This is a genomic window from Lysinibacillus sp. GbtcB16, assembly GCF_019091145.1.
GTDB classification, from domain to species: Bacteria; Bacillota; Bacilli; order Bacillales_A; family Planococcaceae; genus Lysinibacillus; species Lysinibacillus fusiformis.
Window position 1 is genome coordinate 159,330 of record NZ_JAGXJV010000002.1, and the last position, 18,785, is coordinate 178,114.

The 18,785-nt window shown below is 37.8% G+C and carries 17 protein-coding genes; all 17 read left to right on the forward strand.

Going from position 1 to position 18,785, the window contains the following annotated elements:
• The first annotated feature begins 225 nt into the window (after nt 1-225).
• On the forward strand, nt 226-1,341 hold the full coding sequence (gene citZ / locus KVT27_RS12660; RefSeq protein ID WP_025114482.1) for a citrate synthase: 1,116 nt from the start codon (nt 226-228) through the stop codon (nt 1,339-1,341).
• Between the two features lie 79 nt (nt 1,342-1,420).
• Complete coding sequence (gene icd / locus KVT27_RS12665) at nt 1,421-2,683, forward strand: NADP-dependent isocitrate dehydrogenase (protein WP_025114483.1); 1,263 nt, start codon at nt 1,421-1,423, stop codon at nt 2,681-2,683.
• 184 nt (nt 2,684-2,867) lie between these two features.
• Complete coding sequence (gene mdh / locus KVT27_RS12670) at nt 2,868-3,806, forward strand: malate dehydrogenase (protein ID WP_036119538.1); 939 nt, start codon at nt 2,868-2,870, stop codon at nt 3,804-3,806.
• Between the two features lie 279 nt (nt 3,807-4,085).
• A complete protein-coding gene (locus KVT27_RS12675; protein ID WP_036149409.1) occupies nt 4,086-4,526 on the forward strand; it encodes a MaoC/PaaZ C-terminal domain-containing protein in 441 nt (146 codons plus the stop codon).
• A 53-nt stretch (nt 4,527-4,579) separates the two neighbouring features.
• Nucleotides 4,580-5,296 (forward strand): response regulator transcription factor, encoded by a 717-nt coding sequence (locus KVT27_RS12680; RefSeq protein ID WP_012295616.1) that lies wholly within the window; start codon nt 4,580-4,582, stop codon nt 5,294-5,296.
• Nucleotides 5,293-6,825, forward strand: a complete 1,533-nt coding sequence (gene pnpS, locus KVT27_RS12685; RefSeq protein ID WP_036119533.1) for a two-component system histidine kinase PnpS — start codon at nt 5,293-5,295, stop codon at nt 6,823-6,825. The genes KVT27_RS12680 and pnpS overlap by 4 nt, the downstream gene beginning before the upstream one ends.
• Before the next feature lie 381 nt (nt 6,826-7,206).
• Nucleotides 7,207-7,575 (forward strand): CidA/LrgA family holin-like protein, encoded by a 369-nt coding sequence (locus KVT27_RS12690; RefSeq protein ID WP_036119530.1) that lies wholly within the window; start codon nt 7,207-7,209, stop codon nt 7,573-7,575.
• On the forward strand, nt 7,572-8,285 hold the full coding sequence (locus KVT27_RS12695; protein WP_036119527.1) for an LrgB family protein: 714 nt from the start codon (nt 7,572-7,574) through the stop codon (nt 8,283-8,285). Before KVT27_RS12690 ends, KVT27_RS12695 begins: the two co-directional genes overlap by 4 nt.
• A 99-nt stretch (nt 8,286-8,384) precedes the next feature.
• Complete coding sequence (hflK, locus tag KVT27_RS12700; RefSeq protein ID WP_036119524.1) at nt 8,385-9,347, forward strand: FtsH protease activity modulator HflK; 963 nt, start codon at nt 8,385-8,387, stop codon at nt 9,345-9,347.
• Complete coding sequence (hflC, locus tag KVT27_RS12705; RefSeq protein WP_036119521.1) at nt 9,347-10,357, forward strand: protease modulator HflC; 1,011 nt, start codon at nt 9,347-9,349, stop codon at nt 10,355-10,357. The genes hflK and hflC overlap by 1 nt, the downstream gene beginning before the upstream one ends.
• Before the next feature lie 184 nt (nt 10,358-10,541).
• Nucleotides 10,542-10,958, forward strand: a complete 417-nt coding sequence (locus tag KVT27_RS12710; protein ID WP_225316117.1) for a DNA polymerase I — start codon at nt 10,542-10,544, stop codon at nt 10,956-10,958.
• 437 nt (nt 10,959-11,395) lie between these two features.
• Nucleotides 11,396-14,023: a DNA polymerase I gene (gene polA / locus KVT27_RS12715; RefSeq protein ID WP_217581428.1), complete on the forward strand. Its 2,628-nt coding sequence runs from the start codon at nt 11,396-11,398 to the stop codon at nt 14,021-14,023.
• Nucleotides 14,024-14,035: 12 nt separating this feature from the next.
• Nucleotides 14,036-14,908 (forward strand): bifunctional DNA-formamidopyrimidine glycosylase/DNA-(apurinic or apyrimidinic site) lyase, encoded by an 873-nt coding sequence (mutM, locus tag KVT27_RS12720; protein ID WP_036119515.1) that lies wholly within the window; start codon nt 14,036-14,038, stop codon nt 14,906-14,908.
• A 13-nt stretch (nt 14,909-14,921) separates the two neighbouring features.
• The gene (gene coaE, locus KVT27_RS12725; protein ID WP_025114495.1) at nt 14,922-15,515 is read left to right on the forward strand and encodes a dephospho-CoA kinase; all 594 of its coding nucleotides are present in this window, start codon (nt 14,922-14,924) and stop codon (nt 15,513-15,515) included.
• A 204-nt stretch (nt 15,516-15,719) separates the two neighbouring features.
• Nucleotides 15,720-16,742: a glyceraldehyde-3-phosphate dehydrogenase gene (locus KVT27_RS12730; protein ID WP_217581429.1), complete on the forward strand. Its 1,023-nt coding sequence runs from the start codon at nt 15,720-15,722 to the stop codon at nt 16,740-16,742.
• A gap of 181 nt (nt 16,743-16,923) precedes the next feature.
• Complete coding sequence (gene nrdR, locus KVT27_RS12735) at nt 16,924-17,394, forward strand: transcriptional regulator NrdR (RefSeq protein ID WP_008176873.1); 471 nt, start codon at nt 16,924-16,926, stop codon at nt 17,392-17,394.
• Nucleotides 17,395-17,410: 16 nt separating this feature from the next.
• A complete protein-coding gene (locus tag KVT27_RS12740; RefSeq protein WP_036119509.1) occupies nt 17,411-18,775 on the forward strand; it encodes a replication initiation and membrane attachment family protein in 1,365 nt (454 codons plus the stop codon).
• The last annotated feature ends 10 nt before the right edge of the window (nt 18,776-18,785 follow it).

Here is an 18,785-nt window from a genome sequence, read left to right on the forward strand (position 1 = left end):
CCTCAAATCATAATGTCAAAAAATACAATAAAATCTCTTTAGGGCGAATATATAGTCGTTCGGACGTCTTTTTCTTTATTTGAAGGATTTTCATTCACAAAGCTGTCAAAAATGATTATAATAGCAATGTAAGCGATTTACTTAATGGTTCATATGAGCAAAAACCGTAAATGCAAGAAAAAAACGCATTTACAACAAAATATAAATATGAGGGAGCGATAATTTATGTCAGCAACTAAAGGATTAGAAGGTATCGTAGCAGCCGAATCTAAAATCAGTTCAATTATCGATGACACACTTACATATGTTGGTTACAACATTGATGATTTAGCACAAAATGCGTCATTTGAAGAGGTAATTTACTTGTTATGGCATACTCGTTTACCAAAAGCGGACGAGCTAGCTGAGTTAAAACAACAATTGGCAGACAATATGTCAATTCCGCAAGCGATTGTCGACCAATTCAAAACATACCCACTTTCAACTGTACATCCAATGGCTGCACTACGTACTGCAGTATCTCTACTTGGTGTATTCGATGAAGAAGCGGATGTTATGGACCCAGAAGCAAACTACCGTAAAGCAATTCGTCTTCAAGCTAAAATTGCTACAGTAGTAACTGCATTTGCACGTGTTCGTAAAGGTTTAGAACCAGTTTCACCAAAACCTGAACTAGGATATGCGGCAAACTTCTTATACATGCTTAAAGGCGAAGAGCCAGCAGATATTGAAATTGAAGCATTCGACAAAGCACTAGTATTGCATGCTGACCATGAGTTAAATGCATCTACATTCACTGCACGTGTATGTGTAGCTACATTATCAGACGTTTATTCTGGTGTAACTGCAGCAATCGGAGCTTTAAAAGGGCCACTTCATGGTGGAGCAAATGAGCAAGTTATGAAGATGTTAACTGAAATTGGCTCACTTGAAAATGTTGAATCTTACATTCAAAATAAATTAGACAACAAAGAAAAAATCATGGGCTTCGGTCACCGCGTATATCGCAAAGGCGACCCTCGTGCACCACATTTACGCGTAATGTCTAAAAAATTAACTGAACTAACTGGTAAACCAGAGCTTTATGAGATGTCAGTTAAAATCCATGACATGATCGTTGAACAAAAGAAATTACCAGCTAACGTAGATTTCTTCTCTGCGTCAGTGTATGATTCTTTAGGTATTGATCATGACCTGTTCACACCAATTTTCGCAGTATCACGTACTTCAGGTTGGGTGGCACACATCCTTGAGCAATATGCAAATAACCGCCTAATCCGTCCACGTGCTGAGTATGTTGGACCAGGCATGCAAAAATATGTTCCAATCAGCGAGCGCTAATTTGGAAAATATGCTAGAATGTTTGGGACTGTGTTATCACTAACACAGTCCTATGATTATGAATTTAGGAGGCAACAGAATGTCAAACAAAATTGTAGTTGAAAATGGCGTACTTAATGTACCAAATAATCCAGTAATTCCTTTCATCGAAGGTGATGGAATTGGTCCAGATATCTGGGCAGCAGCATCACGCGTAATCGACGCAGCAGTAGAAAAAGCTTATAACGGTGAAAAGAAAATTGAATGGTTAGAAGTTTTAGCTGGTGAGAAAGCATTTAACCAAACTGGTGAATGGTTACCACAAGAAACTTTAGACAAAATTAATGAATACTTAATTGCAATCAAAGGTCCTCTTACTACACCAATCGGTGGTGGTATCCGCTCTCTTAACGTAGCATTACGTCAACAACTTGACTTATATGTATGCTTACGCCCAGTACGTCACTTTGATGGAGTGCCTTCTCCAGTTAAACGCCCAGAAGACGTTGATATGGTTATCTTCCGTGAGAACACAGAAGACATCTACGCTGGTATTGAATTCGAATCTGGTTCAGAACAAGCTCAAAAAATCATCAACTTCCTACAATCTGAATTTGGTGTAAATCAAATCCGCTTCCCAGAAACTTCTGGTATCGGTGTTAAACCTGTATCTAAAGAAGGTACTGAGCGTTTAGTACGTTCTGCTATCGAATACGCAATTAAACATAAACGCCCATCTGTTACTTTAGTTCATAAAGGTAACATCATGAAATTCACTGAAGGTGGATTCAAAAAATGGGGTTATGAATTAGCAGAAAAAGAATTTGCTGATCAAACTTTCACTTGGAACCAATACGATGCAATCAAAGCTGAACAAGGTGAAGAAGCAGCAAACAAAGCTCAATCTGATGCTTTAGCAGCTGGCAAAATCTTAGTAAAAGATTCTATCGCTGATATCTTCTTACAACAAATCTTAACTCGTCCAACTGAGTTCGATGTAGTAGCTACAATGAACTTAAATGGTGACTATATTTCTGATGCACTTGCTGCACAAGTTGGTGGTATCGGTATCGCTCCAGGAGCTAACATTAACTATGTTACTGGACATGCGATCTTCGAAGCTACTCATGGTACAGCTCCAAAATATGCTGGTTTAGATAAAGTAAACCCATCTTCAGTATTACTTTCAGGTGTATTAATGCTTGAACACTTAGGATGGCAAGAAGCTGCTGACATGATCACTAAATCTGTTGAGAATACAATTTCTTCTAAAGTTGTAACTTATGACTTCGCTCGTTTAATGGACGGCGCTACAGAAGTGAAATGTTCAGAATTCGCTAATGAGTTAATCAAAAACTTATAATTTTCTATTCTGATATAGAAATTTTTACGTAAAAGTATGCATTTTAAATGCCGATATAATTAGGGTAAAAGTGAATTTTCGTTAAATAAAATATTTACGATGAACTTGTTTAATCGAGGGAGTGAGATGTATTTCTCCTCCCTCTTTTAAAATATATAACCCCATTTTAAAGGAGCGTATTCAAATGTCTCTGAAACGAAAAAAATTATCAGTAATCGGTGGAGGATTTACAGGTGCTACCGCAGCTTTTTTAGCAGCTCAGAAAGAACTTGGTGACGTTGTATTAGTAGATATCCCACAAGCAGAAAATCCTACAAAGGGAAAAGCTCTAGATATGTGGGAAGCAGCGCCAATACAAGGCTTTGATGCTTATGTAAAAGGTACATCAGATTATGCGGATACAGCTAATTCTGACGTAGTCATTATTACAGCTGGGGTAGCCCGTAAACCAGGTATGAGTCGTGATGATCTTGTACAAATCAACCAAGGCGTCATGAAAACAGTGTCCAAAGAGATTGCCGCACATTCACCAAATGCCACAATTATCGTCCTTACGAATCCAGTTGATGCCATGACCTACACAGTTTATAAGGAAACTGGTTTCCCAAAAAATCGTGTTATCGGTCAATCTGGTGTTCTTGATACGGCGCGCTTCTGTGCATTTGTTGCAGAAGAGCTGAATATCTCAGTAAAAGACATTACTGGTTTTGTATTAGGTGGTCATGGAGATACGATGGTGCCTTTAACACGTTATTCTTTTGCAGGTGGTATTCCATTAGAAACATTAATCCCTGCTGAACGTCTAGAAGCAATCGTAGATCGCACTCGTAATGGAGGTGCTGAAATTGTTAACTTACTTGGAAACGGTTCAGCCTACTATGCACCTGCTGCAGCATTGATTGAAATGGCTGAGGCTATTATTAAAGATCAAAAGCGTATTCTACCATCTATTGCTTATTTAGAAGGTGAATATGGCTATAGCGATTTATATCTTGGCGTTCCTACATTACTTGGCGAAAATGGTATTGAAAAAATCTTTGAGCTTGAGTTAACAGGCAAAGAAAAAGCAGCTTTAGACCAATCGGCAGATGCAGTACGCAACGTAATGAAAATTTTAGTGTAGATTAATGATGTCCGACTCAAGGTGCTTTCCGGCAGAGTCTTTAGGGCAGCATGTCGATCTCTCTCTTTCAGCTATCGAAAAAATATATAAGCAATGTCTCTATATCTGAAGTTTCAATATCAGTACATGAGTCTGAATTAAGAAAACGAGTAGGTAACTCCTGCTCGTTTTTTTGTGCCTAAGTGGTGGTAGGGTTAAGGTACTTCGGCTTTTCGTTGTACTTTTGGCATAAAATTGATACTATGAATGTAGTATGATAGAAAAGGGGTTGGCGTATCTTTGCTTCAAAAAAATAGTAAACTTGGTCTGACAATCGATGAAATTACAGTTGGCGAAAAGATCCATATAACTGAAAAGATTGAGGATAGAGATCTGTTGCTGTATTTAGGGCTCACGAACGATAGTAATCCACTTTATATTCAACATGATTATGCGGCGATGACACCTTTTGAAAAACCGATTGTCCCGACCATCATGTTAAATGGTATTATTACGTCAGCTGTGTCAAAGTATATTCCAGGACCAGGTGCACGAATTATTGAGCAACATTTAAAATATTTAGGGCCTCTCTATCATTATGAATTGTTTGATACGCTTTTAGAGGTAACAGCAGTCAATAAATACGAAAATACGATTACTGTGTCTGTACACTCTTATAATGAGCAGAAGCAGCTTGTGATTGAAGGTATCTTGTTGGTGACACCACCACTTGCATTATAGACGTCTTGAGGTTTGAAATGGGGGTTTCAAATCACTAACGGAGGCATTATATTATGACGAAAACGATATTAGTTATTGAAGATGAATTTTCAATCGCAACATTATTGAAATATAATTTAGAACAGGCTGGCTATCTAGTGGAAACAGCTGCAGATGGACAAGAAGGTCTGGAAAAAGCAATTGACATACAGCCTAATTTAATTCTGTTAGATTTGATGCTACCTAAACTAGATGGTATGGAAGTATGCAAACAAATACGTCAGCAGCGTATGAATACGCCTATAATAATGTTAACAGCAAAAGATGACGAATTTGATAAAGTACTTGGTCTAGAATTAGGTGCAGATGATTATATGACTAAACCCTTTAGTCCACGGGAAGTATTAGCACGCGTTAAGGCAGTGTTAAGACGTTTTACTCAAAATGTTGTATCAGATGAGAAAGATGAACCTCAAGAGAAAATGTTTGAGTTTGGACAATTGCGTGTATTTCCAGAACGCTTTGAAGTCTTTTTACAAGATGAGGCACTGGAGTTTACGCCAAAGGAATTTGAATTACTCATTTACTTACTTGAAAATAAAAATCGTGTATTAACACGTGATCAGCTATTAAGTGCTGTATGGAAATATGATTTTGCTGGCGATACTCGAATTGTGGATGTTCATATTAGCCACCTTCGCGATAAAATTGAAGAAAATAGCCGTAAGCCAATGTTTATTAAAACAATCAGGGGGCTTGGCTATAAATTTGAGGAGCCGAAAACGTCATGAAATCAATGAGCAACCGCTTATTTTTGACATTCATGCTTTTACTTGGAACGATATTAGCTGTCCTAATGATTGTTATAGGTCAGCTTTTTCCTGTTTATATTAAGCAATACAATGAGGATGCAAATACTCATAAACAAGCATCAATGACTCAAGTAATAGATGAACGTAAGCTCCAGCTTTCAGAGGAAGATCAAGAAGCATTATTTGCATCACAGAGCTTAGATCTAGAAGATTCTTTGACCTTTGTGCGGGCCAGACTCTATATCATATTGGCCATTCTCTTCACGATTACACTGATTTTAATCGGAATTGTCAGTCGCTATATGATACGGAATTTTACAGCACCAATCGATAATGTTACGGAAACTGCTCTTGAACTTGCAAAGGGGAACTATCGTGCACGTGCCCAGGAAAATGAATATGAACGCATGATTCCATTAAGTCATTCCATTAATATTTTGGCTCGTAATCTACAGGATATTACGACTGTTCGTGAAGTAGAGGAAGAGAGGCTGAAAACGTTAATCGAAAATATGGGTAGCTCTCTCATGATGATTGGGCGTGAAGGCAATATTTCTATCGTAAATCGCGTATTTTTAGAACGTTTTGGGATGCAGATTGATGAAGTTCAGGGAAAGGTATTCCGGACAATTGGTTTACCAAAATCATTAGAGCAGTTTATCGATCACGTATTTCTTACAGAGATGCCTTATCGACAGCAAATTAAAATGGAGATAAAGCAGGAGCTCTATAATAAAGAAGTATATGGAGCACCTGTTATTGGGGACCATGGACGATGGCTAGGCGTTGTTATTGTTATGCATGATATAACGGAGCTTGTCCGTTTAGAGCAAATTCGGAAAGATTTTGTTGCCAATGTATCCCATGAATTGCGAACACCTATTACCTCTATTAAAGGCTTTTCTGAAACCTTATTGGATGGAGCCTATAAAGACGAAAAAATGTTAATATCTTTCTTAGAAATTATTTATAAAGAGAGTAATCGTCTTCAAATGCTCATTCAGGATTTGTTAGAGCTTTCTAAAATTGAACAGCATGGGTTCACGGTTAACATTATGCCAATGGGCTTGCAGGATGTGCTGATTCGTGGAGCAGAGCTAACAGCGCCACGATTAGATGAAAAAAATATGAGCTTTCAAGTGGATATTGACCGTGACGTACAAGTAATGGGTGATGCCAATCGTATTATTCAGATCGTGACGAATTTAATTACCAATGCAATCACCTATTCTCCAGAAAATACAACGGTGTCTATTCGTTTAAAAGAAAATGAAACACATGGTATTATTGAAATTGAAGATCAAGGAATCGGAATTGAAAAGCATGAAATAGCCCGAGTCTTTGAGCGCTTTTATCGTGTTGATCGCGCACGAAGCCGAAATTCAGGTGGAACAGGCTTAGGCTTAGCAATTGTTAAGCATCTTGTAGAAGCCCATCATGGACGTATTCAAGTAGAAAGTGAAGTGGGCGTAGGGACAACCATGATTGTGATGATTCCGAAAAATTAACAAATCCTTTACATGAACAACATGTTACATTCATATTTGGGAACTATACTTATAACTAGAAACCCCCTTATATGATTGTTAAGACTATAAACTAAAAAATCGCGCTCACCATTTTACTCGGTGATGACAGATTTTTTAATAACTGTTTTATTTTCACCACAGAAGAATCTATTGTCTAATTATTAGGCACTAGATTCTTTTTCTGTTTTACAGAGAGGATAAATAGGTGTAAAGTATAGTAGCATAAAAGTTTACCATCAATCTGTAGTAGATTGTTTGTCAAACTAAAGCTTGAACAGTCAGTGAAATCATAACTTCTTTTCATTTGAATCGTGTTTTTCTGACTGTTAAAGCAGAGAAAAAAATGAGAGAAGGATGACCATGAAAATCGTCAAAAGTATCGTGCAAATCGGCTTTCTTTATTTCCTATTATTGATTGGAAATAGTATTGCACGCCTACTTCACTTGCCGATTCCAGGGAGCATAATAGGACTCGTTCTATTATTTTTACTTTTACAGTTTCATATTATTAAGCTTGAATGGATTGAGCTAGGGGCAGCATTATTACTAAGTGAACTCTTACTTTTCTTCATTCCATCTGCCATTGGTGTCATCGATTACGATGCATTATTCGGTGTGCAGGGCATGAAGGTTGTGTTGGTCATTGTTGGAAGTGCGATTATTGTCATGTTTGTAACGGGCTATACGGCACAATGGCTAGGGCGTCGAAAGAAGGGTGATGCAGTATGAGTTTATGGATAGCTGGTAGTAGCTTACTTGGAACAATTATTATTTTTTATATTTGTAAAATAATCTACAAGAAATATAAAAAGGAATGGCTGACACCTATGCTGGTGACGCCGATCGTTATTATTATCTTACTATTAGTAACAGGCATACCGTATACAACTTATAATGCAGGGGCTAGTGTTTTAACGAATTTACTAGGACCAGCAACGGTTGCTTTTGCGGTTCCTATCTATAAAAATGTCAATTTATTAAAAAAACATGCCTTCGAAATCTTTATAAGTATTGCGGTTGGCTCCACAGTCGCCATTATTTCATCTTTTATAATGGCCTTAGTAGTAGGGTTAAACAATGAGCTTGTGCATAGTTTAGTGCCACGATCAGTGACAACACCTATTGCAATGGACATTTCAAATATGATTGGAGGCTCTCCTACTTTAACAGCTGTCTTTGTTATGACGACAGGCATTTTAGGAAGCCTACTAGCACCTATTGTTATTAAAATATGTCGATTCCACAACCCATCGTCTAGAGGCTTAATGTTAGGAATGGGCGCGCATGGGGCAGGTACATCTAGAGCATTTGAATTTGGTGAACTAGAGGGTACATTTGCCAGCTTAGCAATGATTGTTGCTGCTTTAATGAGCATTGTATTAACCACAACCATTTTCCCAGTCTTCGAACATCTAGTTATTAATATCCTGTTACCATAAAAGGTAGCAGGATTTTTTTATGCTAAATTCACTATATTTTGAAACTTTTTATAAAACTCTTCCGTAAACAATAGTAATCAATAAAAGGGAGGAACAGACATGAGTGTGAAAAGGACACTAATGATGGTTGGACTTGGGATTTTTGGAGTTATTGCACTTATTACCGTATTTACATCCTGGTACACAGTAGATGAATCAGAACAAGCGGTTGTCATTACATTTGGACGTGCCGATGAAATGGTTACAAACCCAGGACTTCATTTTAAATTACCTTGGCCAGTTCAATCAGTTGAAATTTTATCGAAGGAAACGTTCAGTTTACAGTTTGGCTATAAGCAAAATAAGGCAGGAGAGCTAGAAGCCTATGATGCTGAGACAAAGATGATTACAGGAGATGAATATATTGTATTAACTGATCTTGTTGTACAATGGAAAATTACCGACCCTCGTAAATTTTTATTTAACGCACAAAGCCCCGAAGAAATTTTACATAGCGCCACATCAAGCGCCATTCGTTCAATTATTGGTAGCTCTACCATTGATGCAGCATTAACAGATGGGAAGGCTGAAATTGAAGCAAAAACACGTGATTTGCTAGTGTCCTTAATCGAAAAATATGATATTGGTATTGGCGTATTAGGCGTGAAGTTACAAGACGTTGAATTACCAAACAAGGAAGTGCGTGCTGCTTTCACAGCAGTAACGGATGCACGTGAAACAAAGAATACAAAAACGAATGAAGCACAAAAGTATATGAATCAGCGTAAAAGTGAAGCTGAAGGCGAAAAAGATGCTATTATTTCCAAGGCACAAGGTGCAAAAACAGCACGTATCGAGCAAGCTCAAGGTGATGTAGCTGTCTTTAATAAGATGTATGAGCAATATAAAGGAAATCAACAAATTACACGAGAGCGATTAATTTTAGAAACACTTGAAAATGTCTTACCGAAGGCGCAAATATACATTATGAATGATGATGGCAGTACGATGAAGTACTTACCACTACAGCCATTACAGCCTCAGCAGGCACAATCAGATAAAAAGGAAGGGAGCAGTAATTAATGGACCAAAAAAATAAGGACCTTGACAAATTCCTCAATTTTTTATCAGGAAAAAGCAAAAAAGCGGCTCCAGCAGACAGTGATACGGGAGACAATGTCGTGAAAATGAAGAAAAAAGGCCCGCTCAACCCTAAAAAATATCTGTCTATTGTCATCACATTAACAGTTGTTTTTGCTGCAGCTATCATTATTTTTGCGAATGTTTATATTGTAAAGGAATCTGAATATGCCGTGGTTCGCCAGTTTGGAGAAGTAGTGAAATTTGAACGAGATCCGGGCTTAAAAATAAAAATACCTTTTATACAAAGTGTTACACGACTGCCAAAAAATCAGATGACCTATAATATTTCAGAGGAAGAAATTAATACAAAGGATAAAAAAAGAATTATCATCGATAACTATGCTGTTTGGCGTATTACAGATCCAAAAGCTCTAATATCCAATGCAGGTACACTTAGTAAGGCAGAGACTCGAATGGAGGAGTTTATTTACTCCGTCATAAGAACAGAGCTTGGCCAACTGCGATACGATGAGATTATTAATGATGAAAAATCTTCACGAGGAAGCATCAACGATCGTGTAACAGAGCGAGTTAATGAACTGTTACAAAATGACAAGTATGGTGTAGAAGTAGTGGATGTACGTATTCGTCGTACAGACTTACCAGCAGAAAATGAACAGTCTGTATTTACCCGCATGATTTCAGAGCGTGAATCAACGGCTCAATTATATCTTTCAGAAGGGGATGCAGATAAACGACGTATCGAAGCCCAAACGGACCAACAAGTGCAGGAAATGTTAGCTACAGCGAATAAGGAGGCATCCATTATTCAAGCTGAGGGAGAAGCAGAAGCTGCAAAAATATACAACAAATCATTCTCTCAAGATCCTGAATTTTACTCTTTATATCGTACGTTAGAATCCTATAAGAAAACGGTTGGAGAGGATACGGTCATTATTTTGCCAGCATCATCACCTTATGCAAAAATTTTATCTGGTTATTTAAAATAATAGATAGCAAAGTCGTCTTCCCTATTAGGGAGGCGACTTTTTGTTATTATAAAAATTATAAATATCCCTACAATTGACTTGTTATATTGTGAAAATAATAGAAACATACAAATTTCTATTCCCCAACTGCCTATAATTTGATAGAATGATAATGTTTAAAAAAGAACTGTTGGGGGTAATAGCTGTGAAATTGCGAATTAGCACTTGGCTCCAAAATGTTGGAATTGCTTGTAGTATAGCATCGTTATTGACTCTGTTCTTCCGCCTATCTGATTTTGCATGGATGACAAAGAGTGTTTATCATATACCTGTATTTTTTGTCAGTATCTTTTTAGTTAGTATTATTATTGCAAATGATGTAAGAAATCTGTTTAAAAGGTTGTTTTGGTATGAAAAACGTAAGGTCAAGCGTCCTATATGGCAAGTCGGTATTGGCTTCATTTTCTTTTTAGCTCAAATTAGTGCTGTAATGGTATTTAGTAAAGAGTTAACACAGCCACAACTGGGTGGAATGCCATTATTTTTAGTATTTGCCTTTATGAATGCCTTTATCTTAACGATTATATATGAAGAAATTTTTCATCGAACAGCCAATCAGTAATATCTATAATAGAACTTTCATTCACTGGGACTTTCTCTGCGAATGGGAGTTTTTTTACGTTTTTATGCGTTGAATACGAGGAATCCTATACTATCGAGGCGAACAAGTTACTAATTACATTAAATGAGGCAATAATATACACTGATCCTGTGACAGGAGAAACCTCATTACCTGCTGTTATGGATTTTCACAATAAAAGGTTCACATTCGCTATAGGTTGAAATGCAATAGTGATGGATAGCATGTTAAAAGTAATGGATAAAACAAAGAAAGTGCCGGATAGCAAGCCCAAAGTGGCGGATAAAACCAGAAGAGTGACGGATAGCGAGTCAAAAGTAGCGGATAACCTTAGGGAGGACCTGTCTGCTTTTTTTACTTGAAATGTATTGTTATGATAAAGTAGAAGGAAGTAGAAGACAACGCAGGAGGATAATATTATGACAAAGGAAAAATTACTATTATTGGACGGTAATAGTTTAGCATATCGCGCGTTTTTTGCGTTGCCATTGTTGACGAATGATAGTGGAATTCATACTAATGCTGTGTACGGCTTTACAACGATGCTACAAAGAATATTAGAGGAAGAGCAACCAACGCAAATGTTAGTGGCTTTTGATGCTGGAAAAACAACTTTCCGCCATGAAACCTATACAGAATATAAAGGTGGACGACAAAAGACGCCACCAGAATTATCGGAGCAATTCCCTTATATACGCAAGCTAATTGATGCTTATGGAATTAAACAATATGAACAAGATCTATATGAAGCGGATGATATTATTGGGACGCTGGCAAAAGAGGCTTCATCACAGGATATGGATGTTATCATCGTATCTGGAGACCGCGATTTAACACAGCTTGCGACAGAGCAAGTAACGGTTTATATTACGAAAAAAGGGATTACGGAAATTGAGAGAAACACGCCAGCCTTTATTGCCGAAAAGTACGGTTTAACGCCCCTACAAATTATTGATATGAAGGGCTTAATGGGGGATTCTTCAGATAATATTCCTGGTGTGCCAGGTGTTGGTGAAAAGACGGCTGTCAAACTATTAAAAGAGCATGGCTCCGTTGAGGCACTTTACGAGGCGATGGATACATTGAAAGCTTCTAAGATGAAAGAAAAGCTGGTAGCGAATGAAGAGCAGGCTAAGATGAGTAAGAAGCTGGCAACGATTTTTACAGATGCCCCAATTACCATTTCACTAACTGATCTCGCGTACCATGGACCGAATGAAGGAGAATTGATCAATGTATGGCGTGAGCTCGGCTTTAAATCACTGCTCGAGAAAAGTGATTTTACTGTGCAGGAGCAAGAGCAAGCACCTTTTGATTTTGAACAAATTCAAGAAGTACGACAAGAAGACTTACAAGATGTGATGGCTGTGCATGTTGAGCTAGAGAATGAACATTACCACACTTGTGCGCTACTTGGAATGGCCCTATCTGATGGGACCAAGACTCAATACATTCCTTTTGACATTGTGGCAAAATCAGATATACTTCGCCGCTGGTTAGAGGACTCCTCAAAAATAAAATATATGTCTGACTCCAAAGCATCTCAAGCAGCATTAAAACGAGCAGGTATTCAATTAGCTGGCGTTGACTTTGATTTAGTGCTTGCTTCATATATTAATAATCCTGGACTTAGTGGGGATGATGTTGCCACTCTTGCAAGGGAGCTTGGGTATTATGATGTACAAGCTGATGAAACGGTCTATGGCAAGGGAGCCAAACGTGCTATACCTGAAATAGATAAGCTTGCACAGCATGTTAGCCGAAAAGCTTATGCTGTCTGGTCATTACAGCCGAAGCTAGAAGCATTATTAAAGGAAAATGAACAATTTGATCTTTATAAAGACTTGGAATTGCCACTGGCAGCCATTTTAGGTGAGATGGAAAGTGAAGGCATTACCGTTAACCGTGCTACGCTCGAAAAAATGGGCCAAGAGCTTAACGAAAAGCTTGTTGTGCTTGAACAAGAAATTTATGCGGTGGCAGGAGAAACGTTTAATATTAATTCACCAAAACAATTAGGTGTTATTTTATTCGATAAATTAGGTTTACCTGTTATTAAAAAAACGAAGACGGGCTATTCAACGGCTGCTGATGTATTAGAGAAGTTAAAATCCGAGCATGCCATTATTGAATATATTCTGTTATATCGTCAGCTTGGTAAATTACAGTCTACTTATATTGAAGGGTTGCTAAAGGAAATCCATGAAAAGGATAGCAAGGTGCATACTCGTTTCCAACAAGCTTTAACCGCTACAGGACGACTAAGCTCAACAGATCCAAATTTACAAAACATCCCTATCCGTTTAGAGGAGGGACGTAAAATCCGTCAAGCATTTGTCCCTTCAAATGAGGATTGGATACTGTTTTCGGCGGACTATTCTCAAATCGAATTACGTGTACTCGCACATATGTCGGAGGATAAAAACCTTGTAGAGGCCTTCCGTGAAGGAATGGATGTTCATACACGAACAGCAATGGATGTATTCCATGTATCCGAAGAGGAAGTTGATAGTAATATGCGTCGTGCAGCGAAGGCTGTTAACTTTGGGATTGTTTATGGTATCAGTGACTATGGTCTATCACAAAATTTAGATATTACCCGTAAGGAAGCGGCAACGTTTATTGAGAAATATTTCGCTAGTTTCCCAGGTGTTAAACAGTATATGGATGATATTGTGCAAAATGCGAAGTTCAATGGCTATGTTACAACAATTTTAAATAGACGTCGTTATTTACCAGATATTACGAGCTCAAACTTTAATTTAAGAAGCTTTGCAGAGCGTACGGCGATGAATACCCCAATTCAGGGAAGTGCTGCGGATATTATTAAAAAAGCGATGATTGATATGGATGCTCGACTAAAAAAGGAAAATATGCAGGCAAAGCTACTTTTACAAGTGCATGATGAGTTAATCTTTGAAGCACCTAAGGAAGAGATTGCATTGCTAGAAAAAATTGTGCCAGAGGTAATGGAAAATGCAATCGAGCTTTCCGTACCTCTTAAAGTAGATTTTAACCATGGTTCGACATGGTATGAAGCAAAATAAGGAGGGGTTCAAATGCCTGAATTACCAGAGGTAGAAGGTGTCGTCCAGGCATTGAAGCCAAAGGTTGAAGGACGTACAATTCAACATGTAAAGCTATCTGAAAGGGTACACTTTTCTTTTAGTGAGGGGAAACAATGTATTGTTAAGCAAGCAGAGCCTGATGCATTTGAATTAACGTTGTCTGAAATGACGATTACAAAAATTGAACGACGTGCGAAATATATTTTCTTTCACTTATTGAAAGATGAGGTTCCTTATGTACTTGTTAGTCACTTAGGAATGACAGGTGCATGGTTTGTTGTGAATTCACCAGAAGACATCGATGAAGCAAAATTCCAAAAGCATATCCATGCTACATTTAAGATGGCTGATGGTGGTTACTTAATTTATTCAGATATACGACGCTTTGGTGAACTTCGATTTCTGACAAAAATTGAAGATCATGTACCATTAACAAAAATGGCGCCAGAGCCGTTTGATGAATTAGCGTGTGATTTTTTTATAACAAAATCAACATTATCGAAATATGCGAATAAAGCCGTAAAAGAAGTGATTATGGATGGGCAAGTCGTTTCGGGCTGTGGCAATATTTATGCAACGGAGGCGCTGTTTGCTCAAAAAATTCATCCTGCACGAAAAATGAACCGTATAAGTGAGAAGCGTAAACGAGCACTATTTGAGGAGATCGTTGCTGTTTTGCGTCAAAGTATTGAAGCGGGTGGTTCAACCATCTCTGATTATCGAAATATTAATGGGGAAGCTGGGAGCATGCAGAATCGTTTGAAAATGTATGGGAAAAAGATATGCCCAACATGTGAAACGGCAACAAGTCAGATGACGATTGGTGGGCGAACATCGGTTTTTTGCCCAAATTGTCAACATTAAAGGGGATTTAACAATGATTATCGGACTTACAGGAAGTATTGCAAGCGGAAAAAGTACAGTAGCAAAAATGATGCTCGAACTAGGATTACCGATTGTTGATGCAGATATTGTAGCGCGAGATGTCGTCGAGCCAGGAACGGAGACACTGGCATTTATTGCAGAAAACTTCGGCCAAGATATTTTACTAGAGGATGGCAATTTAAATCGGACAATGCTCGGAGATATTATTTTTCATGAGCCTGCCAAACGCAAAATTTTAAATGATATTATGCATCCGGCCATTAGAAAGGAAATGCTACGACAACGTGATGCCTATTTAGAGGGTGGCCATGAGCATGTTGTCATGGATATTCCCCTGTTATTTGAAAGTAAGCTTCAGCATTTTGTAGAGCGTATCATTGTAGTGTCGGTAAGTGAAGAGGTTCAGCTTCGACGCTTAATGGAACGCAATCATTTATCAAAAGAGGATGCCTTAGCACGCATGCACTCACAGTTGCCTATGTCTGTCAAAGAAAAGGGAGCTCATGCGGTCATTTATAATAATGAGAATCTGGAAAATACAGAGGAACAATTAAAGAAAATTCTTGCTTTCTGGGGTGTAATTTAAAGTGTTTCAAGCTAAAAATGTGTAGCAAGTAAATCTTGCTACACATTTTTTTATGGGCAAATGCCATAATAAAAGATAATTTTTCAGAAAATAAGAACTTTTATAATATGACTATTTAATGTTCATCTTTTTTAAAATTGTGTTATACTAATCACCATAAAGTATATAATTAATCTGAGTATGTACTCACAGGAGGATTTTTAAATGACAGTATCAATTGCTATTAATGGTTTCGGACGTATCGGACGTATGGTTTTCCGCCAAGCGATCGTACAAGAAAATTTAAATATTGTTGCTATTAACGCTAGCTATCCAGCAGAAACGTTAGCACATTTGATTAAGTATGACACAAATCACGGAACATTTGAAGGTACAGTAGAACCAGCAGGCGATGCTTTAGTTGTAAATGGCAAACGTGTTCAAATTATTAGCGAACGTGATCCATTAAAATTACCTTGGGCTACAATGGGTGTTGATATCGTTATCGAAGCTACAGGTAAATTTAATGAACGTGACAAAGCAGCAATGCACTTAGAAGCTGGCGCGAAAAAAGTTATCTTAACAGCACCTGGTAAAAACGAAGATGTAACAATTGTTTTAGGTGTGAATGATGACAAACTTGATATTGCTAAACATGATGTAATTTCAAACGCTTCTTGTACAACAAACTGCTTAGCACCAGTAGCAAAAGTATTAAATGATACATTTGGTATTGAAAATGGTTTAATGACAACTGTTCATGCTTATACAAACGATCAAAAGAACTTAGATAATCCACATAAAGATTTACGTCGTGCACGTGGGTGTGCACAATCAATTATTCCTACATCTACAGGCGCTGCCAAAGCATTAAAATTAGTTCTACCTGAGTTAGAAGGTAAAATTCATGGTATGGCACTTCGCGTTCCAACACCAAATGTTTCTTTAGTTGACCTTGTAGTAGATTTAAATACAGATGTAACAGTTGATGCTATTAATGCAGCATTCGTAAAAGCTGCAACAGAAGGTCCAATGAAAGGCATTTTAAATTTCTCAGTTGAACCACTAGTATCTTCTGATTACAACACAACGACTTACTCATCAACAGTTGATGGGCTTTCCACAATGGTATTAGGTAACCGTAAAGTGAAAGTACTTGCTTGGTATGACAATGAGTGGGGTTACTCTGCACGCGTGGTTGACCTAGTGAAAAAAGTGGCTAATGCATTAGAAACGGTAAACGCATAATATATTCATTTTGAGCACATTGAAATCTAACTGGTTTCAATGTGCTTTTTTTTAAAACTTTCCTTGTACTTTAGGTGCTTTAGGTTTATCATGAGCTCACTACGTGAATGCACTTTTCTTATATGTAGGAAATTTGTTATAATAGAAATATTAAATTGTTGTAAACCAGGAGAGTAATTATATGAGATGTCCATCTTGCCAATTTAACGGAACGCGTGTTGTGGATTCGAGGCCAGTAGATGATAATAAAGAAATTCGTAGACGTCGTGAATGTGAGTCATGTGGCTTCCGTTTTACAACGTTTGAAAAAATTGAAGAGACCCCATTAGTTGTAGTGAAAAAAGAAGGTTCACGAGAGGAATTTAGCCGTGAAAAGGTACTTCGTGGACTTATTCGTGCCTGTGAGAAACGCCCAGTTGCGCTTGATATACTGGAGCAACTTGTCCTATCAATTGAAAAAGATCTTCGTCGTATTGGAAATTCAGAAGTACGCTCAGAAGATGTCGGTGAATTGGTAATGGATCGCTTAGCCAAAATTGATGAGGTGGCGTATGTCCGTTTTGCATCGGTCTACCGACAGTTTAAAGATATCAATGTCTTTATCGAGGAGATTAAAGATATTATTCAACGTCAAACGGAGCAGAAATCATAGAAAATAGAGAGGATGAATGACGTTGATTCATTTATTTAAGGAATTGCAGCCTGGCGATCCTTTTGACATTCGTCTACCTCATGCATTTTCTACTCAAGAGCGTCAATTAGTAACATTATTCTATCAACCGTTAACGGGCTCAGACCCTATTAGCCTTTATTTAACTTTATGGGCAGAAGCAGAACAGATACCAAAGCCGCAAATGACACATTATTATTTAATGAATGTCCTCGGACTGCCTATTGGTAAAGTGTTTGAGGCACGTATAGCCCTTGAAGCGATTGGTTTACTACGTACATGGAAAAAAGAAAATGCTGGTGAGCGAAGTTTTTTATATGAGTTACAGCGCCCATTAGATGCGGAAAGCTTTATGAAAGACCCGTTGTTGTCGATGTTTTTATTTAGCAAAATTGGAGAGCAGGCATATCGTAATTTACGGCAACGTTTTATATCCCCTGTGAGGGACGCGGATTTTAAAGATGTATCTCGTGCCTTTATAGATGTCTATAAGCCCGTTCATTCCAATATTCCATCAGATTTACAAGTAGATACGAATCGTAAGGATAAACAACAAAAGGTGTATCCTTTTTATTTGGAGCAATTTGACTTCGATCTGTTGCAAGCAGGTTTATCTGAGCAACTGGTGCCATCCAATTTACTGACATTAGAAGTTCGTGAGGCTATTGCTAAGCTGGCATTTTTATATCACTTAACAGCGCTTGATATGCAAAAAGTAGTGATTCTTGCTTTAGACGATGATTTAGGGATTTCCCAAGAGCGCTTACGCAAGGCAGCTGCTGATTTCTATAAGTTAACGATGTCAAAAGAGCCACCAAAAATAGCGAGAGTTAGCGAGCCATTGCCAGTAGAAGAAACTGGACAAAAATCAAAGGATCAGGAGCTACAACACTATTTAGAGACTACGGCTCCTATTCAAGTGTTGCGTGACATTAATAATGGGAAAGAACCTTTGCAAACCTCTGTACAACTTGCCGAAAGTTTAATTGTGCAGCACGGCATGCCGATTGGGGTAGTCAATGCGTTACTTGAGTATGTTATGTTAACAACGGATATGAAGTTACCTAAAAAATATGTGGAAACAATTGCGGATCATTGGGTTCGTAAAAATATCCAAACGGCTAAAGAAGCAATGGAGCTTGCACGCCAAGAGCATGATAAATATACAACTTGGAAAAATAAACCTCAAACAACCACTAAAACGAGCCAGCGAGCTAAGGGACGTTCAGGACATCAACGAGAAGAAAAAGTCCCCGAGTGGTTTTATAAACGTGATGAGAAACAAGAGGAAAGTACTTCTAGCACGATAGATTTTGAAAAAGAACGTCAAAAAATATTAGAGATGCTAGGGAAAAGTGAATAGTAAAGAAGGT

Bases quoted from the DNA above. Each gene is read 5' to 3' on its own strand.
- citZ (WP_025114482.1), top strand. From the start codon at position 226: ATGTCAGCAACTAAAGGATTAGAAGGTATCGTAGCAGCCGAATCTAAA.
- icd (WP_025114483.1), top strand. From the start codon at position 1,421: ATGTCAAACAAAATTGTAGTTGAAAATGGCGTACTTAATGTACCAAAT.
- mdh (WP_036119538.1), top strand. From the start codon at position 2,868: ATGTCTCTGAAACGAAAAAAATTATCAGTAATCGGTGGAGGATTTACA.
- KVT27_RS12680 (WP_012295616.1), top strand. From the start codon at position 4,580: ATGACGAAAACGATATTAGTTATTGAAGATGAATTTTCAATCGCAACA.
- pnpS (WP_036119533.1), top strand. From the start codon at position 5,293: ATGAAATCAATGAGCAACCGCTTATTTTTGACATTCATGCTTTTACTT.
- KVT27_RS12690 (WP_036119530.1), top strand. From the start codon at position 7,207: ATGAAAATCGTCAAAAGTATCGTGCAAATCGGCTTTCTTTATTTCCTA.
- KVT27_RS12695 (WP_036119527.1), top strand. From the start codon at position 7,572: ATGAGTTTATGGATAGCTGGTAGTAGCTTACTTGGAACAATTATTATT.
- hflK (WP_036119524.1), top strand. From the start codon at position 8,385: ATGAGTGTGAAAAGGACACTAATGATGGTTGGACTTGGGATTTTTGGA.
- hflC (WP_036119521.1), top strand. From the start codon at position 9,347: ATGGACCAAAAAAATAAGGACCTTGACAAATTCCTCAATTTTTTATCA.
- polA (WP_217581428.1), top strand. From the start codon at position 11,396: ATGACAAAGGAAAAATTACTATTATTGGACGGTAATAGTTTAGCATAT.
- mutM (WP_036119515.1), top strand. From the start codon at position 14,036: ATGCCTGAATTACCAGAGGTAGAAGGTGTCGTCCAGGCATTGAAGCCA.
- coaE (WP_025114495.1), top strand. From the start codon at position 14,922: ATGATTATCGGACTTACAGGAAGTATTGCAAGCGGAAAAAGTACAGTA.
- KVT27_RS12730 (WP_217581429.1), top strand. From the start codon at position 15,720: ATGACAGTATCAATTGCTATTAATGGTTTCGGACGTATCGGACGTATG.
- nrdR (WP_008176873.1), top strand. From the start codon at position 16,924: ATGAGATGTCCATCTTGCCAATTTAACGGAACGCGTGTTGTGGATTCG.
- KVT27_RS12740 (WP_036119509.1), top strand. From the start codon at position 17,411: ATGACGTTGATTCATTTATTTAAGGAATTGCAGCCTGGCGATCCTTTT.